Here is a 24,947-nt window from a genome sequence, read left to right as displayed (position 1 = left end):
AGGAGTGTCATTAAAATGAACGCAGCAAAGTATATCGACCATACATTATTAAAACCGGAAGTTACTGATAAAGAGATTTCAGTACTGTGTGACGAGGCGCATGAACATGGCTTCTTCAGCGTCTGTATCCAGCCGTCTTGGGTTAAAACTGCCGCAGAAAAGCTTGCTGAGAGCGAAGTTAAAGTATGCACAGTAATCGGTTTTCCTCACGGTGCAACTACATCAGAAGTTAAAGCATTTGAAACTAAAGATGCTATTTCAAACGGTGCTGATGAAGTGGATATGGTAATTAATATCGGCCAGCTTAAAGCAGGCAATTTTGATTACGTAAAAGAAGATATTAAAAGCGTCGTAGATGCTGCTAATAAAGAAGCACTTGTTAAAGTTATTATTGAATCGTCACTGCTTACAGAAGATGAGGTTGTGACTGCTTCAAGATTAGCACAAGAAGCAGGTGCGGATTTCGTTAAAACATCTACCGGCTTTAATGGCAGCGGAGCCAGTGTGGAAGCTGTTGCGCTTATGCGCCTGACAGTAGGCGAAGACATGGGCGTTAAAGCAAGCGGCGGCGTACGATCTTATGAGGATGCCAAAAAGATGATTGAAGTCGGAGCTACAAGAATCGGCGCTTCAAGCGGAATCGCAATTGTTAATGGAGAAGTTTCAGAGAGCGATTATTAAATTACAGTTGACTGAAACAAATCTAGTATATTATAATATTAAAGTACATAGTATAGTCTATGTGAATTAGCCTTTTGCATTATCGGAGGGAGGGAAAACAAATGTCAAAAACAGTTGTTAAGCAAAACGAACCAATTGAAGATGCTCTTCGTCGTTTCAAACGTACAGTATCTAAAAACGGTACGATTCAAGAAGCACGTAAAAGAGAGTTTTACGAAAAACCAAGCGTAAAACGCAAGAAGAAATCTGAAGCTGCGCGTAAGCGTAAGTTCAAGTAATATCACTCTTCCCTCTGATAAGTGATATATTATAAAAACAGCGTACATTTTGTACGCTGTTTTTTTGTATCTACATTTCTCATTTACCCGCAGTTAATGTATAATCGGAAGCAGGAGGGATGTACATGGGCGGTTCATATTTATATATAATTAAAGACTCAATTCAATTTTATATAGATGTTGTAACTTCACCCGTTGTTGCATTTCTATTATTATCAATATTCTTCCTTGGTGTGGTGTATCAGCTCTTCTCGCAGAGAGTTAATATTATCGGCATTCTTGCTGTTCTGTCGATATTTATCTTTTTCTCGGGTCACCTTCTTACTGGCGGCGGCAATATGCTGACATTAATCCTGATTCTGCTCAGCGGTTTTCTTATTCTAATTGAATTTTTTGTTATTGGAACACTGCTCGGGCTTATCGGAATTATCGTATTTGGAGTAAGTATATTAACAGTCAGCGGCAATGCAGTTCTATACAGTATTTTCTTAGCCGTAATTTTAATTATGGTGATAATAGAGTGGGTGATATTTGTGAAACATAAGAAACGTAAAATTTCTTTTCTAAATCGGTTGATTTTAAATGATGCAACGGACAAGGAATCGGGGTATACATCATTTGATGACCGCTCGCATTTAGTCGGTAAAATGGCGGTGACACATACGGTTTTAAGACCCTCCGGGACAATCCGTCTCGGTGATGAAAGAATCGATGCTGTTGCCGAAGGATCGTATATTCCGAGTGATGTAAAGGTTAAAATTATTTTTGTGGAAGGTACGAGAATTGTTGTCAGACCAACGGAAGATTAAAAACAAGGAGAGTGGAGAATGAATTTAGCATTTATTACAGGCGGTGCACTCGTAACATTACTGATTTTCGTAGTAATTATTATCGTTGCTGCATTTATCCTGTCATTTGTTCCAATCGGTTTATGGATTTCAGCAGTTGCTGCTGGTGTTAAAGTAGGTATCTTTACATTGGTGGGTATGCGTTTAAGACGTGTTAAACCTAAACGTGTTATCGAGCCGATGATTAAAGCGCACAAAGCGGGTATTCAGCTGTCGACGAATCAGCTTGAATCTCACTTTTTAGCCGGCGGTAACGTCGACCGTGTTGTCGATGCCTTAATCGCTGCTCAGCGTGCGGATATTAACTTAACATTTGAACGCTGTGCTGCAATCGACCTTGCAGGCCGTGACGTGCTTGAAGCAGTACAGATGAGTGTCAACCCGAAAGTTATCGAAACACCATTCATTGCTGGTGTTGCTGTTGATGGTATCGAAGTTAAAGCAAAAGCAAGAATTACAGTGAGAGCAAACATCGAACGCCTTGTCGGTGGTGCCGGTGAAGAAACGATCATCGCCCGGGTCGGTGAAGGGGTAATCTCAACTATCGGTTCTTCCAACAAGCATGCGGAAGTGCTGGAAAATCCGGAACGTATTTCACAAACTGTTTTATCGAAAGGTTTAGATGCAGGTACTGCATTTGAAATTCTTTCAATCGATATTGCAGATGTGGATATCGGTAAAAACATTGGTGCGGATCTTCAGACTGAACAGGCTGTTGCAGATAAAAATATTGCACAAGCTAAAGCGGAAGAACGCCGTGCAATGGCTGTAGCGCAGGAACAGGAAATGAAAGCCCGCGTACAGGAAATGAGAGCGAAAGTAGTAGAAGCAGAATCCAGAGTACCTCTTGCATTTGCCAAAGCATTAGAAGACGGAAATATTTCAGCAACTGATTATTACGATCTGAAGAATGTTGAAGCAGATACCAGCATGAGAGATTCAATAAATAAAATGACAAACCCTACACAATTTAACGAAGAAGAATAGGGTGTGATATAGTATGGAACTTATTCCACTACTAATTATCGTCCTCGGTATAGTCTCTTCAATCATCGGCAGTAAAAACAACAAAGACAAAGAAGGCGACCGCAATATTGATACTTCTAAACTGGATAGAAGACAAAACACTGCGCCGCGCAGCAGGCAGCCTGACCGTGAGACGACAACAAATGAACAAAAAGGATTCTTCCAGACGCTGCAAGAGGCATTTGATGAAGAATTCAACAACTCGGAACAACAGACACGCACAGAATCTAAACCCTCGCCGAGAGAACCATCCAGAAGCCGCGAAACGGCTCCAAACAGTCGTCCGGAAAGACAAGCTTCAGAGCGGCCGGTGCGAGAAACAATTCAGACCGCGCGCGAACGCGCGAATTCATCCCAGAATATTTCTGATATTGAAAAACGTATTACAGACCGTTCAAAGCATGCGAAACGTGCTTCGGAAGCAAAAGAAAATGTGTATACTAAAGGTTACGACGAGCGTACTGAAAAAACAGCAGGCCTCGGACGTGATATTGCAGATGAAGTACGCTATTCATATGATGATGACGCCAATCAGATGCATAAACACGGCAGGCAGAGTGCCTCCGATACTTCAATATCATCTGATGATCTATCCTTTGATTCAAAATCATTTGTTAACGGTATTATTATGTCGGAGATTCTCGGAAAACCGAAATCTAAACAGAAAACGAATAAGAAGCTTGGCTGATGATTATAAACACAGCGCTGACCGGATGGGATTCCCCGTCCGGTTTTTAATTTTTACAGCTGATTTTCTTGGCGGCAGGAACTGTTTTGTATTTTGAGACTGCGGGGTAGCATGATTGGGTCTCATGCGTATCCGGGCGCTCTGGGGTTGGCTTGATAGTCTCATGTCTACTCCAGCTCCCATCGCTTTGACCGCCGCTCATATGTGTCTGAAATAATTGCAGTACGCTATTGATAGTGGTAAATTTAAATAGACAAGTTTATTATAAAGGGGTTTGTAAATGCCTAATATTATTAATATAGACAGCCTTGACGAAGCTCAGGCTTTAATAGGTGCAAATGATTCACACATCACATACCTGGAAGAGGAATTCGGCGTTAAAATTCATACGCTCGGCAATGAAATTACTGTCAGCGGCGATGATGAAGAGAATGTCGAACTCGCTGAAGATGTGCTGCTTCATTTATTAAAAATAATCCAGCGGGGTATGTCGATTTCATTAAGAGATGTACAGTCTGCTGCGATGATGGCAAAGAATGATACCATCGAATATTTACAAGATCTTTATAACGAGGAAATTGCTAAAGATGTTAAAGGTAAAAGTATTAAAGCGAAAACTACAGGGCAGCGTCAGTATGTCGATAGTATAAGAAAGCATGACTTAACTTTCGGTATCGGGCCTGCAGGTACAGGGAAAACTTTTTTAGCTGTTGTAATCGCCTGTCAGATGCTTCGTGAAAACCAGGTTAAGCGCATCGTGCTGACGCGTCCTGCAGTAGAAGCGGGCGAGAATCTCGGGTTTCTGCCGGGTGATTTAAAAGAAAAAGTGGATCCTTATCTGAGACCGCTGTACGATGGTCTTCACGCAGTTCTCGGTGTCGAAACGACTGACCGCTTAATTGAGCGCGGCGTGATTGAAGTTGCTCCGCTTGCCTATATGCGCGGACGTACGCTGAATGAAGCTTTTGTTATTCTCGATGAAGCGCAGAACACGACTGAAATGCAGATGAAAATGTTTTTAACCCGGCTCGGTTTCGGCTCGAAGATGATTGTTACCGGCGATGAAACACAGATTGACCTGCCGGGCTCCACAAAAAGCGGGCTGGTTGAATCTGTAAAACGGCTTGAGAATATTAAAGGAATCGCTATTAAACGCATGGATGAAACAGATGTTGTCAGACATCCGCTTGTTTCTAAAATAATTCTTGCGTATGAAAAGGATACACAGCTATGATTAATATAGATTTTATTAACGATGATAATTTTGTCAATGATGCTGAGCTTAAAGAAGTATCGGAATTGTTAACCTTCGCCTACGGCCATCTTGAAGAAGAAGGCGATGCAGAAGTATCTGTTTCTTTCGTTTCAAATGAAGAAATTCAAAATATCAACAGGGATTACCGGGATAAAGACAGCGTAACAGATGTAATTTCTTTTGCGCTTGAGGAAGATGACATGAATATTATTCATGCCGAGGCGCCTCGTACTCTCGGAGATATTGTAATCAGTACAGACCGTGCAAAAGAACAGGCGGAAGATTACGGTCACAGCTATCGCCGTGAACTTCTTTTCCTCGCACTACATGGATTCCTGCACCTTTTAGGCTACGATCATATGGAGAGCGATGACGAAGCTGTAATGAACGGTAAACAAGAAGAAATATTAAATGCATTCGGTGTGACACGCGATTAATCCGGACCGGTTTAAGCATCCTCTCCATGGACTTTTTCAGCTGTTTAAAAAGGATAGAAAGTTTTTACTGCATCTGATTTTTGCAGCTGCGGCCATTTGTATTTGTGCTGCAGTCAATATCACTGCAGTGGAATGGCTGTTTATAATAACTGCTGTTTTTTTAGTATTGATTACAGAAGCAATAAACAGTGCAATTGAATACACGGTGGATTTAGTTACCGGCGATTACCATATACTTGCCCGCTATGCGAAAGATATTGCAGCAGCGGCAGTGCTGCTTGCAAGTGTATATGCTGTAATCGTCGGTATGGTTATCCTCATACCGTATTTTTTTATATAAGGGGGACGTCAGATGAATGATGGATTATTTAAAGAAGAATGGCTGGCTGAAGTGCAAAAAGCGCAATCGCGGGCATACACACCTTATTCTGAGTTTAACGTAGGTGCTCTTTTGATTACTGAAGATGATGAGTACATTTACGGAACGAATATTGAAAATGCTGCGTATCCTGCCTCGATCTGTGCAGAACGCACTGCGCTTGTCAGCGCATATGCTAATAATAAGAGAAAGTTCAAAGCGATTGTAATCGTTACAGACGCACCTGAACCTGCGAGCCCTTGCGGTGTCTGCAGGCAGGTAATGAAAGAATTATGCCATGATGAGATGCCGGTTTACTTAACGAGCAAATCCGGTGAAGTAATAAAACGGACGGTAGATGATCTGCTGCCGCTCGGTTTTAGCGGGAAGGATATGGATTAATGAATTTTAACGGTTTTAAATCAGGTTTCGTCAGCATCATTGGACGGCCGAATGTAGGTAAATCTACATTTATGAACAAGGTTCTTGGTCAAAAGGTCGCAATTATGTCGGATAAACCGCAGACAACAAGAAATAAAATACAAGGGGTATATACAAAAGACAATGCCCAGATGATTTTTATCGATACACCGGGGATACACAAGCCGAAACACCAGCTCGGGGAGCATATGATGAAAGTCGCGCGGAATACACTTCGTGAAACAGAAGTTATCCTGTTTATAATTAACGCTGCTGAAGAAATCGGACGCGGCGATGAATTTATTATCGATATGCTTAAAAACACGAAGACACCGATTATCTTAGTGCTAAATAAAATCGATTTAATTCATCCGGATGATTTAATCAAACAGATTGAGGTCTACAAAGACAAGCTGGACTTCAGTGATGTTGTGCCGATTTCAGCGCTGCAGGGTAATAATATTGACCGTCTTTTGTCGGTTATCGAATCGCATCTTCCTGAAGGACCGATGTATTATCCGGAAGACCGGATCACTGACCATCCCGAGCATTTTATCGTGAGCGAACTGATTCGTGAAAAGGCTCTGCATAAGCTGAGCCAGGAACTGCCTCACGCAATTGGGGTTGAAGTGTTGAAAATGAAAGGCGACGATGACGGCGGCAAAGTAAAAGTCGAAGCGCTTATTTACGTTGAACGCGAGTCGCAAAAAGGAATGGTTATCGGTAAAGGCGGCAAGATGCTGAAAGAAATCGGACGCGAAGCGCGTATGGATATCGAAAATCTGCTCGGAAGCAAAGTGTATCTCGAGCTTTGGGTAAAAGTACAGAAAGACTGGCGCAATAAACCGACCTTTATAAGATCTCTCGGGTATAAAGACGAAGAATATTAAAACTGGGTGAGATAATGATCTATCAACAGACTGGTATGATGATCCGGCAGACAAGCTACAGCGAGTCCAGCCGGATTATTACTATACTGACTGAAAGCGGAGAACAGGTTCCGCTGATGGCACGGGGCTTTAACAAACCTAAGAATCAGTTTATTACGCTGCGGCAGGGCTACCTTGAAGCACTCTTTACCTATAACCGCTTTAAGGGCATGGGCACACTGAACGATGTCGATGTGACCGAACGGTATAAGAATGTGAACGGTAATTTTGATTTATATACACACGCAAGTTATATACTGGAAGTAATTACGAGAGCGCTGGAAGATGACAGAGCAGAACCCGGTTTTTACAGACTGCTGAAAAAAGGCTTCAAACTGCTGGATGACGGCAATGAAAGCCTTGGAGTAACTTCTCTTGTGCTGATAAAAATGCTGCCTGCCTACGGCGGGCAGCTGAATTTAGACAGCTGTGCAGTATGCGGCAGAAGTGATTATAAAAAATACAGCCACTATTCTTTTAAATATCACAATGTTATCTGTCATGACTGTCTGACCGAAGAAACGCTGGAACGCGCCATACCTGTCAGCAACAAAGTGTTGTATTTTGCGCTGTATTTGAAATCGGTGAAACTCGATGATGTTAACAGCATTCAAATATCTAAAGACATCGGCAAACAGCTGCTTAAGTTTATTGAAATGCTGTACGCTGAATACAGCGGTGTATATTTCAGAAGCAGGAAATTAATAGATCCGCAGTAAAGATAAATACGTATACATGAGATTGACTCATGTATACGTATTTCTTTTTCAGTAGTTATGATAGAGACTCATGTATACGAATAGCAACTTGCGTAGTCATGACGAGGTCTCATGTATACGGATAGCAACTTGCGTAGTCATGACGAGGTCTCATGTATACGCAAAATAAAAAGCACTTGAAAATCAAGTGCTTTTTAAAATAAACTATTAATCTAAATTACCAGTCAACGTTTTAACATCTTCGACAATTTCTTCTGTCTCGAATGTATTATCTCCTGCATCAACGCCTGTGTAGTCTTTAATCAGCTTGCCGGTTTCATCGACTAAATATATTGCTGTCCCGTGTAATACCTGATTGGAGCCGTCCTGAGGCAGTTTTACAATCGATTTGAAATTGTTAAGGGCATAATCCCGCAGGTATTCAAAGTCATATCCTGTAAGCAGCTGCCACTCGATATTATCCGCAGGGTTATACCAGCTCATATATTCGCTCAGCACTTCAGGTGTATCCGTATCAGGGTCTACCGAAAAGCTGATGATACCGACATCTTCGATATTTTCTTCGGCAAGTTCCTGTGTCAGTTCAGTCATATTTTGCGTCATCGGCGGACATACTGTCACACATTCAGTAAAAATAAGGTTGGCGAGCCAGACTTTTCCGTCCATATCTTCGGATGTAAATGTTTCGTCATGCTGGTTCACAGCTTCAAAATTCTCGAGCGTATTGCCGTAGTAAGACATCGGCTCAACTTCATCGCTGCCGCATGCAGCAAGTATCAGCACCAGTGAAAGCAGCAGAGTAGTTCTGAACATAAGCATCCTCCATTAAAATTTAATATATGTATAAAAGGGTGCCCCAATAAATTGAGGCACCGCAGCAGTTAAAACTTGATTCTTGATGACAGGAAATCGTGAAGTTCGTCAATTGCAATACGCGACTGCTCCATCGTATCGCGGTCTCTTACAGTTACTTTTTTATCTTCAGCTGAGTCAAAGTCGAATGTAATACAGTACGGTGTACCGATTTCATCCTGACGGCGGTAACGTTTACCGATTGACTGCGACTCGTCAAATTCAATATTAAAGTCTGCTGCCAGAAGACTGTAGACTCCCATAGCATCAGCGCTTAATTTTTTCGATAAAGGCAGGACAGCCGCTTTAAACGGTGCAAGAGCAGGGTGCAGACGCAGTACTGTGCGTGAGTCGCCTGATTCAAGTTCTTCTTCATCATAAGCATCTGTAAGGAAAGCAAGTGTCATACGGTCAAGACCGAGTGACGGCTCAATGCAGTATGGAATATATTTCTCGTTAGTTTCAGGGTCGTGATATCTGAAATCTTCGTTCGAATGTTCCATGTGCTGACGGAGATCATAATCTGTCCGGCTCGCAACACCCCAGAGTTCACCCCAGCCGAACGGGAATTTATACTCAATATCAGTTGTTGCATTGGAGTAGTGTGATAATTCATCTTCATCATGCTCTCTCAGACGCGTTCTATCTTCGCTTAAGTTTAAATCTTTCAGCCAGTTAACAGCGAAATCTTTCCAGTAGCTCTGCCATTCCATTTCAGTTCCCGGTTTGCAGAAGAACTCGAGTTCCATCTGGTCGAATTCACGTGTTCTGAACGTAAAGTTACCCGGTGTGATTTCGTTACGGAATGATTTACCAATCTGGCCGATACCAAATGGCAGTTTTTTACGCATTGTGCGCTGAACATTTTTGTAGTTAACAAAAATACCCTGTGCAGTTTCAGGACGAAGGAATAATTCGTTAGTCGAACCTTCTGTTACACCCTGGAATGTTTTAAACATTAAGTTGAACTGACGGATATCAGTATAGTCATGAGCGCCGCAAGTCGGGCAGTCGATGTTTTTATCATCGATGATTTCTTTCATTGCTTCAAATGATAAACCGTCTGCAACGAAAGTGTCATCTTCTTTCTGCATAACATCTTCAATCAGTTTGTCGGCACGGTGACGCGATTTACACTGTTTGCAGTCGATCATCGGGTCGTTAAAGTTATTTAAGTGACCTGAAGCTTCCCAGGTTTTCGGGTTCATTAAGATTGCAGCATCAAGTCCCACGTTGTAAGGTGACTCCTGGATGAATTTTTTCCACCATGCCGCTTTAACGTTGTTCTTCAGCTCAATACCAAGCGGACCGTAATCCCAAGTGTTGGCAAGACCGCCGTAGATTTCACTGCCCGGAAATACAAAACCTCTTGTTTTTGCCAGGTTTACAATTGTGTCCATGTTCATTATTAATGCAGCTCCTTTTTTATTATTAATTTATATATAAAAAGTCCCCGGACAGCAGAAATATGCTATCCAGGGACGAGCGTTGCCCGCGGTTCCACCCAATTTAGTAAGAAAACTCGCTTTTAAATATAAATTAATTGCTTTTGTCAGTTAATGATTGCGCCATTTAAATTGTTAAGCTCACACCGTCCTTAACTCGCTTACGGCTATTATATAATCAGAACAGAATGAATGCAAGTACGATGATATTTCTTTATCCCGGCAAATATTATATAATATTATATGTTGGGAGTGAGAACGTGGAACTGAATGAACGCCAAGAAAAAATATTAAGCATAGTTAAACAGCACGGGCCGATTACGGGTAGTAAAATTGCAGCACAGCTCTCCCTGACCCGTGCAACTTTACGTCCGGATCTGGCTATATTGACGATGTCCGGCTTTCTCGATGCTAGACCCCGTGTCGGATATTTTTATACCGGCAAAGAAACGAATGATGTTATCGCGCTTAAAGTAAATAATATATTAGTCCGTGATGTTCAGAGTCTGCCGATTTTAATTACGACCGGAACCAGTATTTATGATGCCATCGTCAAAATGTTCCTAGAAGATGTGGGCACCCTGTACGTGATCGATGATGAACAATCGCTTGCCGGTGTTATTTCAAGAAAAGATCTGTTAAAAGGGACGATGAGTTTCAAAGATACAGAAAACACGACGGTCAGTGCAGTGATGACCCGGAGACCCAACATTACGATGTGTTATCCGGATGATCTTCTTTTATATGTGGCCAAACAAATTATCGACAGACAGATTGATTCTCTGCCCGTTGTTAAAGAAGTTAACGGCAGAATTGAAGTGATAGGCAGAATTACAAAAACCAATATTACAAAAGTATTTGTAAATTTAATGGAGTGAATAATCAATGTCGAATTTTAAAATAATTGTTGCATCAGACTCGGTCGGAGAAACAGGCGAACTCGTTACGAAAGCATCCCTGTCACAATTTAAAATCGACGCGCCCGATAATGTTATCGACCGTTATCCGTACGTAGACAGCCCGGACGACGTCGACGATGTAATAGATTTAGCAAAAAGCAAAAATGCTTTAGTCGTCTATACTTTAATTACACCTGACTTAAGAAAATATATGGCCGCGGAACTCGATAAAGAAAATATTTCCTATATCGATGTGATGGGCCCGCTGATGGATGAAATAGCGAAGGCTACAGGACTCGAGCCGTACAATGAGCCCGGCAGAGTGCACCGCCTCGACGAAGATTATTTCAAAAAAATAGAAGCGATAGAATTTGCTGTAAAATACGATGACGGCAAAGACACAAGCGGTCTTGACAAGGCGGATATCGTTCTGCTTGGTGTTTCGAGAACATCTAAAACGCCGCTGTCACAATTTTTAGCATTGAAAAAATACAAAGTAATGAATGTGCCGCTGGTACCGGAAGTAAAGCCGCCGGCTGAATTGTTCGATGTCGATCCAAAGAAATGTGTGGCACTCAGAATTAATCCGGAAACTTTATATAAAATACGCAAAGAGCGCTTAAGTCAGCTCGGCTTAAAAGACACTGCGATGTATGCGAACAGCACACGCATTGAAGATGAACTGGTTTATTTTGATGAAATTATTGGCAAAATAGGCTGTCCGGTTATAGATGTTTCGGATAAAGCAATCGAGGAAACTGCGAATGCCATTATGAAGTATGTGGACAGCGAGAGTAATATTAGAGGGTGATAATTTGAGAATACCCGAGGAAACCATAGCGAAAATAAAAGATGAGACCGACATTACCGAGTTAGTTGCAAGTTATATTAAACTTGAACGGCGAGGGCGCAACTATGTTGGTCTCTGTCCGTTCCATGATGAAAAAACACCGTCCTTTTCCGTCAGTCCGGACAAGCAGATTGCACATTGTTTCGGCTGTAAAAAAGGAGGGAACGTATTCCAGTTTCTGATGGAAATTGAGAATATGTCATTCGCTGAAGCGGCTGCAAAACTCGGAGAACCGCTGAATATAAAAATAGATACAGAAACGAGCAGCGTAAAAGAAAGCGACATGACGCTGATCCGTATGCATGACTATATGACAGATCTTTACCATCATCTGCTTATGAACACGAGCGAAGGTGAAAAACCGCTGCAGTATTTGCTCGACCGCGGCTTCAGCACGGAACTTATCCGCTCTGAAAAAATAGGCTTTGCGCCGAATATGTCATACTTTGCAAAAAATGCCCTGCTTGAACAGGGCTATAACGAAGAAACGGCATATCAGGCAGGCCTGCTGTCAAGAAACGAGGAAAACTTTTCGTATTACGACCGTTTTGTCGGCCGGATTATGATTCCGATAAAGAACCATCAGGGTCACCGTGTCGGCTACACAGCGAGAAGCATCGACGGCAGTGAGCCAAAATATTTAAATACGCCTGAAACTGAAATATTTAAAAAAAGGGAACTGTTCTTTAACTTAAATGATGCAAGAAAACATATCAGGAAGCTCGATAATATCATTTTAATGGAAGGCCATCTCGATGTACTGAAAGTTAAAATGACTAAAGTGCAGCACATTGTTGCGACTATGGGAACGGAGCTCAGCCAGGAAAATTTAAATCTGCTGGAACGGCTCTCCTCGAATGTCACAATTATGTTTGACGGGGATTCTGCGGGACAGAACGCCACTCTGAAAGTCGGCGACACGCTTCTCAAGCGGGGGATGAATGTTTACGTACAGAAAATTCCTAAGAAAATGGACCCTGATGAATATATAGAAACGTACGGAAAAGAAAAGTTTGAGCAGTTTATCGCAGATGAGCAGCAGCATTATCTGCACTTTAAAGCAGAAGTTCTGCGCCATGAATCGAAAGAAAACGATATGAAATTTACGCAGAATTTAACTCTTCTGGCAAATGATCTGAAATATATCACAGATTCTTTAACAGCAGAACGGCTGGTTGCAACAATCAGCTCTATTTTCGGAGTGAATAAGCATGCGCTGTCCGGACAAATTCCGGCACCAGTCCGGCAAAAGTCCGATTACGCCGTACCCGGACCTGTAGAACAGCAATTATCGCTGCGCCAGAAAAAAGAGCGTTACGTCACGAGAATTATGATGACAAACCGCGAATTCCTGCTGGAATACAGGGGAACACTCGATGCGAATGTCTTAACTTACGGGCCTTATTATGATATAATAAGAGGACTTTGTGCTTATTTTGAGGTGCATACAGTTTTCGATCTTTCTCTTGCCCTTAATTATCTTGATCCTGCACTGACGGACACACTGATAGAACTCGACGGCATGTCGATTCATGAAGATGTCTCACATAGTGAAATAAATGATTATCTGGAAGATTTAAGTGGTATAAGAAATAGTGAAAACAAAAAGCAGGAATTAAACCGCAGGCTTGAAATTGCGGAACGGGAAAACGATATAGAACTGCAAATTAAGCTGACTCAGGAACTGATTGAGCTTAACCGGATTTACAAAATGTAGTTTTTTGATAACTAGGAGGCACAGTATGGCGAAGAAAAAAGCAATTACAGCTGACATTAAAGAAATTGATTTCACAACTGTCGAACAGGCAAAGGCATACCTGCTTGAAAAAGGTAAAAAAGATGGCCAGCTGTCCCATGAGGAAGTTGCCGATAAATTAGCGAACTTTGAACTGGACTCTGATGCGATGGACGAATTTTTCGAAGAATTGAACGAAAATGAAATCCAGATGATTAATGAAAAAGATTCGGCTGATACAGATGAAAAACTCGATCTCTCCGATATGAGTGCACCTCCGGGTGTTAAAATTAACGACCCTGTCCGTATGTATCTTAAAGAGATTGGGCGCGTTGATTTACTGACAGCTGCTGAAGAAGTCGAACTGGCTAAACGCATCGAACAGGGCGATGACATCGCGAGAAGCCGTCTGGCAGAAGCGAATCTCCGTCTTGTTGTAAGTATTGCAAAACGTTATGTCGGGCGCGGTATGCTCTTCCTCGATTTAATTCAGGAAGGTAATATGGGTCTGATTAAAGCGGTAGAAAAATTCGACTTTACTAAAGGTTTTAAATTCTCGACTTACGCAACATGGTGGATTCGTCAGGCGATTACACGCGCTATTGCCGACCAGGCGAGAACAATCCGTATTCCTGTGCACATGGTCGAAACGATTAACAAACTGATTCGTATACAGCGTCAGCTGCTGCAGGACTTAGGCCGCGAACCGATTCCGGAAGAAATCGGCGAGGAAATGGATTTGCCTGCTGAAAAAGTACGTGAAATTCTTAAAATTGCCCAGGAGCCTGTATCACTTGAAACACCTATCGGTGAAGAAGATGACAGCCACCTCGGGGACTTTATCGAAGACCAGGAAGCACAGAGTCCGTCGGATCACGCAGCTTATGAGCTGTTAAAAGAACAGCTTGAAGATGTGCTCGATACTTTAACGGATCGTGAAGAAAATGTTCTCCGTCTCCGTTTTGGTCTCGACGACGGCCGTACACGCACACTGGAAGAAGTAGGGAAAGTATTCGGTGTTACCCGCGAACGTATCAGACAGATTGAAGCGAAAGCCCTTCGTAAACTGAGACATCCATCGAGAAGCAAGAAATTAAAAGACTTTATGGATTAACAGTGTAAAATTTTCTCAAAATTGTTTTGACTTTGACACAATTTGAGATACAATTATATATGAGATAACATGAATAACAGATGAGGGAGGTAACATTATGAATAAAAATCCTATAGTTCCATTCTTATTGATTATTTTCTTAGGGATCGGACTTGTATTCTTACTTTCTGGATTAGGTTCAACTGATGATGGCGAGGAAGACGTTGCAACAGAAGAAGGATCTGAAGGTTCTGAAGAATCAGGCGGAGATGAAGCTTCAAGCGGTGACGTAGATGCAGAAGGTATCGCTCGTGATAACTGTGCTTCATGTCACGGCCAGGACTTCAGCGGCGGAATGGGACCTGCATTAGCTGGAACTAGTCTTGCTGAGGAAGATTTCACGACAACTGTACGTGAAGGTCGAGGTTCTATGCCTGCATTCTCAACTGATCAGATTGCAGATGAAGAACTTACAGCTTTATACCAGTTTTTCTCTGAACAATAATTTTTTATAAAAAAGACTCTCAATGCTGGGGGTCTTTTTTTTAATACAGGAGTGAGTATATGTTAAATCGAAGACTTAAGATAGTATCGGATTATATCGTTGGAGATGCACTTGTTGATATCGGATCGGATCATGCATACTTACCGATATATGCTGTAAACGAAAAGATTATTAAGACAGCCATATGCGGAGAAATCGCGAGAGGGCCTTATGATTCTTCTGTTAAAAATGTCCAGCAGAATCAATTATCCGATGTAATAAAAATACGCCTTGGAGATGGTTTATCTGTACTCCGCAGCATGGATGATGCAGATACCATTACAATTTGCGGCATGGGCGGGCCGTTAATAGCGAGTATAATTGAAACAGGGATGAAGTTCGTCCGTGGTACACCCCGCTTTATTGTGCAGGCAAATACTTATCCATATCCGATTCGAAAAATAATGGCTGAGCATAATTATAAAATTACAGACGAGCTGCAATTAAAAGACGGTCCTCATTTTTACGATATTATTGTCTTTGATTATACCGAAGAAACTGTTGAATACAGTGAAGCGGAATTGCGTTTTGGTCCTGTAAATATTGATAAACGGGAACCGGTGTTTATCGCACAGCTGGAACGTGAAAAGAGTCATATAGAAAAAATATTAAATGGTATCAACGATAGGGAAAAGAATATAGATAAAGTTGTGAGACTTGAATCTAATCTTAAATATGTCGATGAGGTGCTGGAGAATGTTAAAGATAAGTGATTTTTTAAAAAAGCTGGATAAAATTGCCCCGTTTTCAGATAGTGAACACTGGGATAATACTGGGTTGCTGGTAGGTAACGAGAACGATACCGTTACAGGTATTATTACTGCGCTCGACTGCAGCGCCGGTACTGTGGATGAAGCTGTTATGCAGAATGCCAATGTTATTATCAGCCACCATCCTTTAATTTTCCCTGAGATTTCAAAAGTGGTGAACGAAGGACCAGGTGCTGTTATCCGTAAATTAATTAAAAATGATATTAATCTGATTGCGATGCACACAAACCTCGACCATCAGAAAAATGGCGTCAGTCATATGATAGCGTCGGAACTCGGTTATCCTGAAACAGAAATTCTTCTGCCTCAAAAAGGTAACTTTAAAAAACTCAGGGTGAATATCAACACGGAAAATAAAGAAGAATTCAAAGAAAATCTCTTAAAAAATGCACCGGTGGGTGATATGGGGGATTATACGGAAGTCAGTTATGAATATAGGGTTCACGGCCAGTTCAGACCTGAAGACCGGGCCAATCCAACCATCGGGGAAGCAGGAAAACTGGAACATGTGGATGAGTATGTTATAGAATGCATTTTTGACGGCAGGGAACAGGGAGCTGTTATTGATGCAGTCAGAAAATATCATCCGTATGAAGAACCTGCGTATGATATATACAGTCTCGACAGAAAGGCCGATACCGGACTCGGCGTTAAATTTAAGTACGGAGATACGCTCGAGGCTCTCGTCAAGCTGATAGAAAACAAAACTGGCCTTAAGCCGGTTAATATCGTGAAAGCAGGCGACGGGATTATCAATACCGTCGCTGTAATCGGCGGAGCAGGGATGAGTTACAGCGAGGCTGTATTTCACAGCGGGGCAGATGTGCTGATCACCGGCGACGTTAAGTATCATGAAGCTTATGATGCAAAAGACCGCGGTCAGAATATTATCGATGCCGGCCATTATATTGAAGTTTTAATGACTAAATATCTTGCTGCGCTGATCGAAGAGCAGATTGATGTGCCGGTACAGCCTTCAAAAGTATCAACAAACCCATTTGAATAAATGATGAAAAAAGCTGCGGAATCTGGATATTCAGATTCCGCAGCTTTTTGCTTATTATTCCATCACTTTAACAGGTGTTGGTTTTTTGATTTTTGGTAAAATCTTAGTCATCGGCACTGCTGATTGCGGTGCAGCCTGAGCTTCAATATTATAATTTTTAATATAGTCGATGACTTCTTTTACAATCGGTGTCGGAGTAGAGGCGCCTGCTGTAATTGCAACTTTCTCCACACCTTCCAGCCATTCGTTTTTAAGTTCATTTAATGAACTGATGCGGTAGGCGTTAGTGTGCGCAATTTCTTTAGAAACCTGAGCAAGACGGTTGGAGTTATTACTCTTCGGATCTCCAACTACGATGAGTAAATCAGCTTCTCCGGCCTGCTCGGCAACAGCTTCCTGTCTAACCTGTGTTGCAAGACAGATTTCCTTGTGCACCTCAATGTGCGGATATCTGACTTTAAGATCGTCCATAAGATGGCTGACATCCCACTGGCTCATCGTCGTCTGATTCGTCACGATTAATTTCTTGTCTGAAAGATAGTCCGGCAGGGCTGCAACATCTTCTGGAGTTTCGATTAAGTGAACATGATCCGGTGCGACACCGACAGCGCCTTCCGGTTCAGGATGATCTTTTTTACCGATATATATAACATCGTAATCATCCGCAGTTTTCTCTCGAATCAAATCGTGTGTAAACTCTACATCAGGACAAGTCGCATCGATGCATACGAGTCCTTTCTCTTTAGCACGTGCTTTTACCTGCGGCGAAACGCCGTGTGCTGTAAAGATAACAGTACCGCTTTCGATCTGTTCGAGGATTTCAAGACGGTTCGGTCCGTCTAGTGTGATAATGCCTTCTTCTTCAAATGCATCCGTCACATGCTTATTGTGTACAATCATACCTAAAATATATATAGGACGCGGCAGCGACTGGTCAAGCGAAGCATTGCGCGCAATCACCATTGCGTCAACAACGCCGTAACAGTAACCGCGCGGTGAGATTTTAATAATATCCATAAGTTGAACTCCTCCTTACATCTGATTATACTTACTTTTTGCTGATATTCAAATCATCCAAATGACTGAACGATTATTATAGCGTAAATATGCATTTTTAGTTATAATTGATAAGGAGTTTGAAAGGGACAGGTGACATATATGTCAAATGCATTTAAAAGATTTGAATTTAACAAACAAATGCTCAGTGCAATAGAGCGAGTAGGATTTACACATCCGACGATGGTGCAGGAACGCGTAATCCCCCGTATATTAAAAGGCAGCAATGTCGTTGCACAGTCAGCAACAGGCAGCGGGAAAAGCCATGCTTTTTTACTGCCGCTTATTTACAATATCGACGCGGAAGAGAAAACACCGCAGGTTATAATCCTGGCGCCGACGAGAGAACTTGCCAAGCAGCTTGAGAATATGGCTAAAAAAGTTCTCGAATCATATGAAGATATAAGTGCACGGGCATTTATCGGCGGCACGGAAATGAAACGCGATGAAGAGCGTGCACGTCAAAATCCGCAGCTTGTAATCGGTACGCCGACAAGAATCAAGGATTTAATCGATAATCAGGCGCTTGATATTCATGCAGCGAAATCTGTTGTTATCGATGAAGCCGATTTAATGGTCGATCTCGGTTTTATGGGAGATGTCGACTATATTTCTAACCGTATTTCGACTTCAAGCCAGTTCCTGGTATTTTCTGCCACTATCCCTGACCCGTTAAAACATTTTATGGAAAAATATATTGGCGAAACGGAAATTATCGTAATTGATACGCCGCTTAATAAAGCATCTATCCATTACAGTCTCGTGCCTGTTAAAGGATCGAGCAGATTAGAAAAAACACTTGAACTGACTAAAAATATTACGCCGTATATCGGTTTAATTTTTGCCAATTCAAGGGACCGTGCCGATGAATTATTTGCTTACTTAAAAGAAGCCGGCATTAATGTGGGATTATTCCATGGCGGTTTAAAACCGCGTGAACGAACACAGGAAATTAAAAAAATCGAGAGTCTTGATTATCACTGGGTTGTTGCAAGCGACCTTGCAGCAAGAGGACTTGATTTTGACGGTGCGTCCCATGTCATTAATTACGATATTCCAAAGCAGATAGAATTCTTTACGCACAGAGTAGGCCGTGTCGGCAGAGGACAGTACAGCGGCGTTGCGATTACACTTTACGAACCGAGTGAACAAAACGAAATTGATGCACTTGAAGGTAAAGGATATGTTTTCAATCATGAAGATATCCGCGGCGGTGAATTGAAAGAAATTAAAGACCGCACGCAGCGCGCAGCGAGAAATACACGCAGCAAGACGAATAAAACGCAAAATTACAAAGTACGCAGCCCTAAAAAAGTAAAACCGGGCTATAAAAAGAAAATTAAGTTCCAGAAAGAAGAACTTGAGCGCCAGGAAAGAAGACGCTATGCAAAAGCTAAATCACGCAACGAGAAGAAGAGAAATAAAAAAGATAATAAGTAGGTTGATGTAAATGCTATTGGGATCACATGTTTCGATGAGCGGTAAGAAAATGCTGGAAGAGTCGGTAACTACTGCAGCAGGTTATGGTGCATCTACATTTATGATTTATACCGGTGCACCGCAAAATACACGCCGTAAAAAAATTGAAGATCTGAATATCGAAAATGGACAGAAAGCTATGGCGGAACTCGGCATTAAAAATTTCGTCGTGCACGCTCCATACATTATTAATATCGCAAATACTGAAAAAGATCATGTCTTTAATTTAGGCGTTGAATTTTTACAGGAAGAAATCGTGCGTACTGAAGCTCTCGGTGCAAAACAGATTGTACTTCATCCAGGTGCACATGTCGGTGCCGGAAGTGAAGCGGGAATTAGGCAAATTGTTAAAGGACTTAACGAAGTTCTGTCGAATGACAACGATGTGCAGATTGCCCTTGAAACAATGGCTGGCAAAGGTTCCGAAATCGGCCGTACATTTGAAGAAATCGCACATATTATGGACGGCGTAACAAATAATGAACGCTTAAGTGTAACATTTGATACTTGTCACGTTCACGATGCAGGCTATGATATTAAAAATGATTTTGACGGCGTTTTAAATGAGTTTGATAAAATTGTCGGTATTGATCGCATTAAAATTCTTCATATGAACGACTCTAAAAATCCTGCCGGTGCTCATAAAGACAGACATGAAAACTTCGGTTTCGGTCATATCGGATTTGATGCACTGACTTATATTATTAATCATCCGGAGTTCACTGACGTACCAAAAATATTAGAAACTCCATTTGTCGGTCCGGATAAGAAAAATCGTTTCGCACCGTATAAACACGAAATAGATATGATCAAATCAGGGGAATTCGATCCCGGTTTATTAGTAAAAATTAATCCGGCAGTATCGGAATTAGAATAGTATAATTCAAGGAGCACCTCTTTCAGGTGCTCTTTTTTCGTAATCATTCCTATTTACAAATCGTAACGATTACTGTAAAATAAATCAGGAGATAAATAAAAGGAGTCTTGTTAATGAGTGTGCCTGTATTTGAAATTAAAGACGTAACATATGAATATAAAGATAAATTGGAAGCGACACCGGCTCTCCAGCATATATCCTTTTCGATTCACCAGGGAGAATTTTTGGCTATTGTTGGCCCGAACGGTTCTGGAAAATCCACGCTGCTGAAATTAATCCTCGGTGTTTATAAGCTTCAGCAGGGCAATATACTGATTAATGGCAAGAGCCGCAAATCTTTTAATGCCTGGCAGGAAATCGGCTACGTTTCCCAAAAAGCGGCAGCTCATGCGAAGGGATTTCCCGCTACTGTAGAAGAAGTGGTGCTGAGCGGACTGACAAAAGAAAAGGGATTGTTTAAAAGATTCAATAAAAAAGATAATAAACAGCTGGATAAAACTTTAAAGCTTCTTGATATTGGTCATATTAAACATCAGAACGTATCAAACCTGTCCGGAGGGCAGGCTCAGCGGGTGTTTATCGCACGGGCTTTAATTAACGAACCTTCAATTTTAGTTCTCGATGAACCGACGGAAGGAATCGACAGCAAGCATGTTAAAGATTTTTATAATGTTCTTCTGAAATTAAAAGAACAAGAGGTAACAATCCTGCTCGTAACTCATGACATTGGTGTTGTCGTCGACAATGCCGATAAAGTCGCATGCTTGAACGAGCATCTGCACTTTCATGGTACGAATAAGGAATTTCAAAATCTCGGTGAAGCAGAACTGTCCAAAATTTACGGTTTCCCGCTGCAGCTCGTGTCGCACAATCACCAGAGGGAGTGCTGTAAATGATAGAGGCAATATTAAATTATGACTTTATGAAATATTCATTTATAAGCGGTCTGATTGTCGGCCTGATTGCACCGCTCCTCGGAACTTTTATCGTTGTAAGAAGGCTGTCGCTGATTGCAGATGCACTCAGTCATGTGGCACTCGGCGGCATCGCTTTTGGCGTTTATTTAACATCGGTCTTTAACTTTATCATTAATCCGGTAATTTCCGGTATCGTGTTTTCCGTTATAGGTGCGCTCGGGATCGAGAAGCTGCGCGGACTGTATAAACACTATTCAGAAATTGCAATTCCGATAATAATGAGTCTCGGTATTGCACTAAGCGTTTTATTCCTGTCATTAGCCAACGGCTTTAACCAGGATTTATTCGGCTACCTGTTCGGAAGTATAAGCGCCGTCAGCTTTAATGATCTTATTTTAATTATAATTATCGGTGCTATTGTTGTTTTGTTTGTCTTCTTTCTTTACAAGGAAATGTTTTTCATTTCGTTTGATGAAGAATACGCTGATGTTATGAAGCTGAGCAAATACATTCACATTATATTTATCGTACTTGTTGCTCTGGTAATCAGCGCTTCGATGCGGATTGTCGGTATACTGCTGGTCAGTGCCATGATGACACTGCCGGTGGCAAGTGCAATGAGAATCACATCGAGTTTCAAGCAGCTTATGATAGTCAGCATAATTTTTGGGGAAATCTCGGTAATAGCCGGGCTGTTCCTTGGATTTCATTTGAATATCTCGCCCGGCGGGACGATAGTACTTGTCTCTATCGCTATCTTATTATGTACGCTGATATTAAATCGTGTAGGAGTTGTTAGGAATGCACAAAGAACTAGTTGATTACAAAGAAATGCTTAAAGAAGCTAAGTTTAAAGTAACTAAAAAACGTCTGCGCATGATAGAACTGTTCATGGAAGACGAACGGTACTTATCTGCCAAGGAAATTCAGGAAATGATGAATAAGGAATATCCCGGTATCAGTTACGATACGATATACCGGAATCTTCATACGCTGAAAGATATCAACGTACTTGAGCAGACAACCTTTGGCGGAGAAATGCAGTATAAAATTTCCTGTACTGATCACCACCATCATCATTTTATATGCGAACGCTGCGGTGAAACGAAAGTCGTTCACTACTGTCCGGTAGAAACTTGGGAAAAAGAATTGAACGGCGTGAAAATCAACAGCCACAAAGTAGAACTATACGGTCTGTGTGAAGCATGCCGGTAAGATAGATAAAATAAACCAGTCCGCGGCTCTTTTTGAGGAGTTGCGGACTGGTTTTTTGTTTTTTAGGTGACTGCCGTGCCATTGTGATTGTCACATTGGCGCATTGGACCTTCTACCGTGTCATTGTCACTTTCACAGTGGCGCACTGGACCTTCTACCGTGCCATTGTCACTTTCATAGTGGCGCACTGAGCACGCTAAACTGGACCCCATAAACTGGACCCGCTCATTTTTCAGTTTCCCGGTTCAGTCTGTTCTTAACAAGTACTGAAACCGCAAGTATAACAACCAAAAGTACGGTAATCGACGGACGTATGCTTGTATCTGTAAACCAGAAACCGAGAACCGTCATGAGTATCAGACCGATAACGGTCAAAAATATTATGTTCAAAACTTTTTTCATAAAACTGCACCTGACTTTTATTGTAATAAATTAAATTCGGTATTTACTATATATTCACATCTCAAAAATAGCAAAGACAAAAAATCCCGCTGCATATCGCAGCGGGTTTAAAATATTATTTAACTTCAGCTTCGGCTTCTTCTTTTTCAAGACGTTTTTTCTCGTGGTAAGCTTCAGCCATAATATCGATTTCTTTCTTCAGTTCGTCGACCATAGTTTCCTCCGGCACTTTACGTACCGTTTTACCGTGCATGAAGAGCAATCCTTCACCGCGGGCACCGGCTATACCGATATCAGCTTCGCGCGCTTCACCTGGACCGTTTACCGCACAGCCGAGTACAGCAACTTTAAGCGGTGCTTTGACATGTGAAATATATTCTTCCATTTCATTTGCGATTGAAATTAAATCAATTTCAATACGTCCGCAAGTCGGGCAGGCAATTAGTGTTGCTGCGTTACTTGCGAGACCGAAAGTCTTCAGCAGCTCTTTACATACTTTAATCTCTTCAACTGGATCTGCCGATAAGGAAATACGCATTGTGTTTCCGATACCTTTAGAAATAATAGTACCGAGACCTGCAGCACTCTTAACAGTTCCCGCAAACAGCGTACCGCTTTCGGTAATACCGATGTGAAGCGGATAATCAAATGCTTCAGCTGCTTTTTCGTATGCTTCTACAGCAAGATTAACGTCTGATGCTTTCATGGAAACGATAATATCATGAAAATCGAGGTCTTCTAATATTTTAATATGGTGCAAGGCACTTTCAACCATGCCGTCCGCAGTAGGGTAGCCGTATTTTTTAATAATATGGCGTTCAAGACTTCCTGCGTTAACACCGATACGGATTGGAATGCCTTTAGCCTTACAGGCTTTTACGACTTCTTCCACTTTTTCACGGCGTCCGATATTACCCGGGTTGATACGGATTTTATCCGCGCCGCCTTCTACTGCAATTAACGCCAGTTTATAGTCGAAATGAATATCGACAACAAGCGGTATATTAATACGCTTTTTAATCTCTGCGATAGCGAGCGCATCTTCTTCTTTTGGACATGCAACGCGAACGATCTGACAACCTGCTTCTTCAAGCTCGTTAATTTGAGCAACAGTAGCTTCAACATCATGTGTTTTCGTTGTTGTCATACTTTGAATGATAATTTCATCGGCTCCGCCGATAGTAAGATCGCCAACTTTAACTTTTCTAGTTTGTGTACGATGTGTAATTCCAGACATATACAAGCCCCTAATCTAAAATTCTTTCTATTTTATAATCTTATTATAATAAAAAACCGAAACAAATGTAACCATCTTGCATTACGAATGCGTTTTCTTTTGCTTCGGCAGCTTTTTAAAGTAATAAATATACGGTATCAGAGCGATTATCAGTATAATCCAGTAGAAGTTTTCCGTAAAGACAGCAAAAAGACCGATCGGCAGAGTAAGAATCATCATTATATAGGAACCGATTTTAAACCAGTTCATATAATCTGTTTTTCTGCCGGCGAAATTTGCAATAAAACTTAACAAGAGCGACAGAAACAGCATCAGCGTAAAGATAAAGAAATAAATGACCACAATATATAGAGTAATGTAGATAAATATATAGAAGTATAAACTCGACATCTGACTGGATACAAACTGTTCCAGCGATTCATTATCTATAATATCACCTATAAAACTGTAGCTGAAAGTACCGTTTTGAATTTCGCTTATGTATATACCATCCCGGAGAAAGCCAAACAGTACAGCTTCATCGAGTGTATCACTTTCATCACGTGTAATATCCGATGTAAACAGAATTTGATGTTCATTTAAGCTGAGCTCTTTTTCTTCTCCCTGATATTCACCGCCTTCAATTTGAAATTCGGGAATTTCATCGCCTATTTCCGACAGATGCCCGAAAGTATTTACCGTAGCAAGCAACGACGTAATAAACGGCAGAGAGATAAAAATCGACACGAGCAGTATGTTTAACAGCAGGTACCTGAAGGGTACAGTACGAAATAGAGGATACTTTTTAAATGTAACCAGGCGTTTAATAAAGTTAAAATATTTCATTCTCTCATCCTTAATGCGTGTAATAATAAGACCTTAGTCTTATTTAAAAAAACCTTAAGCAATCTAATTGTTATTTTAACATCAAATTGCTATATTTAGGATGTAA

Annotated in this window: 30 protein-coding genes; 23 read left to right on the top strand and 7 right to left on the bottom strand. The window is 41.4% G+C overall.

All coding sequences use genetic code 11. The features are described 5' to 3' along the window. The first annotated feature begins 9 nt into the window (after positions 1 to 9). From deoC to recO, 11 genes are all read left to right on the top strand, one after another. A complete protein-coding gene (gene deoC, locus DFR63_RS03825) occupies positions 10 to 681 on the top strand; it encodes a deoxyribose-phosphate aldolase (RefSeq protein WP_115884409.1) in 672 nt (223 codons plus the stop codon). Between the two features lie 101 nt (positions 682 to 782). Next, the gene (gene rpsU, locus DFR63_RS03820) at positions 783 to 959 is read left to right on the top strand and encodes a 30S ribosomal protein S21 (protein ID WP_026858185.1); all 177 of its coding nucleotides are present in this window, start codon (positions 783 to 785) and stop codon (positions 957 to 959) included. A 125-nt stretch (positions 960 to 1,084) separates the two neighbouring features. After that, positions 1,085 to 1,768 (top strand): NfeD family protein, encoded by a 684-nt coding sequence (locus tag DFR63_RS03815; RefSeq protein WP_115884408.1) that lies wholly within the window; start codon positions 1,085 to 1,087, stop codon positions 1,766 to 1,768. An 18-nt stretch (positions 1,769 to 1,786) separates the two neighbouring features. After that, positions 1,787 to 2,794: a flotillin-like protein FloA gene (gene floA, locus DFR63_RS03810; RefSeq protein WP_115884407.1), complete on the top strand. Its 1,008-nt coding sequence runs from the start codon at positions 1,787 to 1,789 to the stop codon at positions 2,792 to 2,794. A gap of 13 nt (positions 2,795 to 2,807) precedes the next feature. Beyond that, complete coding sequence (locus tag DFR63_RS03805) at positions 2,808 to 3,521, top strand: hypothetical protein (RefSeq protein WP_115884406.1); 714 nt, start codon at positions 2,808 to 2,810, stop codon at positions 3,519 to 3,521. Between the two features lie 280 nt (positions 3,522 to 3,801). Then, positions 3,802 to 4,755 carry a PhoH family protein gene (locus tag DFR63_RS03800; protein WP_115884405.1) on the top strand — a complete coding sequence of 318 codons (954 nt, stop codon included), beginning with the start codon at positions 3,802 to 3,804 and terminating at the stop codon, positions 4,753 to 4,755. After that, positions 4,752 to 5,213, top strand: coding sequence for an rRNA maturation RNase YbeY (gene ybeY, locus DFR63_RS03795; RefSeq protein WP_115884404.1), 462 nt, complete (start codon positions 4,752 to 4,754; stop codon positions 5,211 to 5,213). Before DFR63_RS03800 ends, ybeY begins: the two co-directional genes overlap by 4 nt. Beyond that, the gene (locus DFR63_RS03790; protein WP_115884403.1) at positions 5,209 to 5,553 is read left to right on the top strand and encodes a diacylglycerol kinase family protein; all 345 of its coding nucleotides are present in this window, start codon (positions 5,209 to 5,211) and stop codon (positions 5,551 to 5,553) included. The genes ybeY and DFR63_RS03790 overlap by 5 nt, the downstream gene beginning before the upstream one ends. Before the next feature lie 12 nt (positions 5,554 to 5,565). After that, positions 5,566 to 5,973, top strand: coding sequence for a cytidine deaminase (gene cdd, locus DFR63_RS03785; protein ID WP_115884402.1), 408 nt, complete (start codon positions 5,566 to 5,568; stop codon positions 5,971 to 5,973). After that, the gene (era, locus tag DFR63_RS03780; RefSeq protein WP_115884401.1) at positions 5,973 to 6,881 is read left to right on the top strand and encodes a GTPase Era; all 909 of its coding nucleotides are present in this window, start codon (positions 5,973 to 5,975) and stop codon (positions 6,879 to 6,881) included. The genes cdd and era overlap by 1 nt, the downstream gene beginning before the upstream one ends. A 14-nt stretch (positions 6,882 to 6,895) precedes the next feature. Then, the gene (recO, locus tag DFR63_RS03775; RefSeq protein WP_115884400.1) at positions 6,896 to 7,639 is read left to right on the top strand and encodes a DNA repair protein RecO; all 744 of its coding nucleotides are present in this window, start codon (positions 6,896 to 6,898) and stop codon (positions 7,637 to 7,639) included. Positions 7,640 to 7,846: 207 nt separating this feature from the next. On the opposite strand, the gene DFR63_RS03770 is transcribed toward recO, so the two are convergent. Then, complete coding sequence (locus tag DFR63_RS03770) at positions 7,847 to 8,452, bottom strand: SCO family protein (protein ID WP_211313776.1); 606 nt, start codon at positions 8,450 to 8,452, stop codon at positions 7,847 to 7,849. Between the two features lie 68 nt (positions 8,453 to 8,520). Continuing rightward, positions 8,521 to 9,897, bottom strand: coding sequence for a glycine--tRNA ligase (locus DFR63_RS03765; protein ID WP_115884398.1), 1,377 nt, complete (start codon positions 9,895 to 9,897; stop codon positions 8,521 to 8,523). A gap of 299 nt (positions 9,898 to 10,196) precedes the next feature. On the opposite strand from DFR63_RS03765, the gene ccpN reads away from it, so the two are divergent. The 7 genes from ccpN (at position 10,197) to DFR63_RS03730 (ending at position 16,833) form a co-directional block, all read left to right on the top strand. Further along, positions 10,197 to 10,814, top strand: coding sequence for a transcriptional regulator CcpN (gene ccpN, locus DFR63_RS03760; RefSeq protein WP_115884397.1), 618 nt, complete (start codon positions 10,197 to 10,199; stop codon positions 10,812 to 10,814). 7 nt (positions 10,815 to 10,821) lie between these two features. Further along, positions 10,822 to 11,646, top strand: coding sequence for a pyruvate, water dikinase regulatory protein (locus tag DFR63_RS03755; RefSeq protein WP_115884396.1), 825 nt, complete (start codon positions 10,822 to 10,824; stop codon positions 11,644 to 11,646). 4 nt (positions 11,647 to 11,650) lie between these two features. After that, positions 11,651 to 13,402 carry a DNA primase gene (gene dnaG / locus DFR63_RS03750; protein WP_115884395.1) on the top strand — a complete coding sequence of 584 codons (1,752 nt, stop codon included), beginning with the start codon at positions 11,651 to 11,653 and terminating at the stop codon, positions 13,400 to 13,402. Positions 13,403 to 13,427: 25 nt separating this feature from the next. After that, the gene (rpoD, locus tag DFR63_RS03745) at positions 13,428 to 14,534 is read left to right on the top strand and encodes an RNA polymerase sigma factor RpoD (protein ID WP_115884394.1); all 1,107 of its coding nucleotides are present in this window, start codon (positions 13,428 to 13,430) and stop codon (positions 14,532 to 14,534) included. Between the two features lie 97 nt (positions 14,535 to 14,631). Then, complete coding sequence (locus DFR63_RS03740; protein ID WP_115884393.1) at positions 14,632 to 15,018, top strand: c-type cytochrome; 387 nt, start codon at positions 14,632 to 14,634, stop codon at positions 15,016 to 15,018. 59 nt (positions 15,019 to 15,077) lie between these two features. Beyond that, positions 15,078 to 15,770, top strand: a complete 693-nt coding sequence (locus tag DFR63_RS03735; protein WP_115884392.1) for a tRNA (adenine(22)-N(1))-methyltransferase — start codon at positions 15,078 to 15,080, stop codon at positions 15,768 to 15,770. Continuing rightward, a complete protein-coding gene (locus DFR63_RS03730; RefSeq protein ID WP_115884391.1) occupies positions 15,754 to 16,833 on the top strand; it encodes a Nif3-like dinuclear metal center hexameric protein in 1,080 nt (359 codons plus the stop codon). The genes DFR63_RS03735 and DFR63_RS03730 overlap by 17 nt, the downstream gene beginning before the upstream one ends. A 54-nt stretch (positions 16,834 to 16,887) precedes the next feature. Here the strand turns inward: DFR63_RS03730 and DFR63_RS03725 are convergent, their stop codons facing one another. After that, entirely contained in the window at positions 16,888 to 17,850 is a 963-nt protein-coding gene (locus DFR63_RS03725; protein WP_115884390.1) for a 4-hydroxy-3-methylbut-2-enyl diphosphate reductase, read from the bottom strand. 141 nt (positions 17,851 to 17,991) lie between these two features. On the opposite strand from DFR63_RS03725, the gene DFR63_RS03720 reads away from it, so the two are divergent. The 5 genes from DFR63_RS03720 to DFR63_RS03700 all read left to right on the top strand — a co-directional run bounded on the left by DFR63_RS03720 (position 17,992) and on the right by DFR63_RS03700 (position 22,377). Continuing rightward, positions 17,992 to 19,329 (top strand): DEAD/DEAH box helicase, encoded by a 1,338-nt coding sequence (locus DFR63_RS03720; RefSeq protein ID WP_115884389.1) that lies wholly within the window; start codon positions 17,992 to 17,994, stop codon positions 19,327 to 19,329. A gap of 10 nt (positions 19,330 to 19,339) precedes the next feature. Next, positions 19,340 to 20,245 carry a deoxyribonuclease IV gene (locus DFR63_RS03715; RefSeq protein WP_115884388.1) on the top strand — a complete coding sequence of 302 codons (906 nt, stop codon included), beginning with the start codon at positions 19,340 to 19,342 and terminating at the stop codon, positions 20,243 to 20,245. A gap of 113 nt (positions 20,246 to 20,358) precedes the next feature. After that, on the top strand, positions 20,359 to 21,141 hold the full coding sequence (locus tag DFR63_RS03710) for a metal ABC transporter ATP-binding protein (RefSeq protein ID WP_115884387.1): 783 nt from the start codon (positions 20,359 to 20,361) through the stop codon (positions 21,139 to 21,141). Beyond that, on the top strand, positions 21,138 to 21,983 hold the full coding sequence (locus DFR63_RS03705) for a metal ABC transporter permease (RefSeq protein WP_115884386.1): 846 nt from the start codon (positions 21,138 to 21,140) through the stop codon (positions 21,981 to 21,983). The genes DFR63_RS03710 and DFR63_RS03705 overlap by 4 nt, the downstream gene beginning before the upstream one ends. Then, positions 21,964 to 22,377, top strand: coding sequence for a Fur family transcriptional regulator (locus DFR63_RS03700; RefSeq protein ID WP_115884385.1), 414 nt, complete (start codon positions 21,964 to 21,966; stop codon positions 22,375 to 22,377). The genes DFR63_RS03705 and DFR63_RS03700 overlap by 20 nt, the downstream gene beginning before the upstream one ends. A gap of 62 nt (positions 22,378 to 22,439) precedes the next feature. Here the strand turns inward: DFR63_RS03700 and DFR63_RS11730 are convergent, their stop codons facing one another. The 4 genes from DFR63_RS11730 to DFR63_RS03690 form a co-directional block, all read right to left on the bottom strand. Then, on the bottom strand, positions 22,440 to 22,589 hold the full coding sequence (locus DFR63_RS11730; protein WP_162842271.1) for a hypothetical protein: 150 nt from the start codon (positions 22,587 to 22,589) through the stop codon (positions 22,440 to 22,442). 13 nt (positions 22,590 to 22,602) lie between these two features. Next, the gene (locus tag DFR63_RS11725; protein ID WP_162842270.1) at positions 22,603 to 22,779 is read right to left on the bottom strand and encodes a hypothetical protein; all 177 of its coding nucleotides are present in this window, start codon (positions 22,777 to 22,779) and stop codon (positions 22,603 to 22,605) included. A 115-nt stretch (positions 22,780 to 22,894) separates the two neighbouring features. Beyond that, positions 22,895 to 24,022 carry a flavodoxin-dependent (E)-4-hydroxy-3-methylbut-2-enyl-diphosphate synthase gene (gene ispG / locus DFR63_RS03695; RefSeq protein ID WP_115884384.1) on the bottom strand — a complete coding sequence of 376 codons (1,128 nt, stop codon included), beginning with the start codon at positions 24,020 to 24,022 and terminating at the stop codon, positions 22,895 to 22,897. A gap of 75 nt (positions 24,023 to 24,097) precedes the next feature. Then, positions 24,098 to 24,841 carry a DUF1189 family protein gene (locus DFR63_RS03690; RefSeq protein ID WP_115884383.1) on the bottom strand — a complete coding sequence of 248 codons (744 nt, stop codon included), beginning with the start codon at positions 24,839 to 24,841 and terminating at the stop codon, positions 24,098 to 24,100. Positions 24,842 to 24,947: the final 106 nt, after the last annotated feature.

It is taken from the genome of Jeotgalicoccus halotolerans (genome assembly GCF_003387165.1).
Classification (GTDB): Bacteria; Bacillota; Bacilli; order Staphylococcales; family Salinicoccaceae; genus Jeotgalicoccus; species Jeotgalicoccus halotolerans.
The sequence above is the reverse complement of the archived record's forward strand: the minus strand, read 5'-3'. Positions and strand labels throughout refer to the sequence as shown.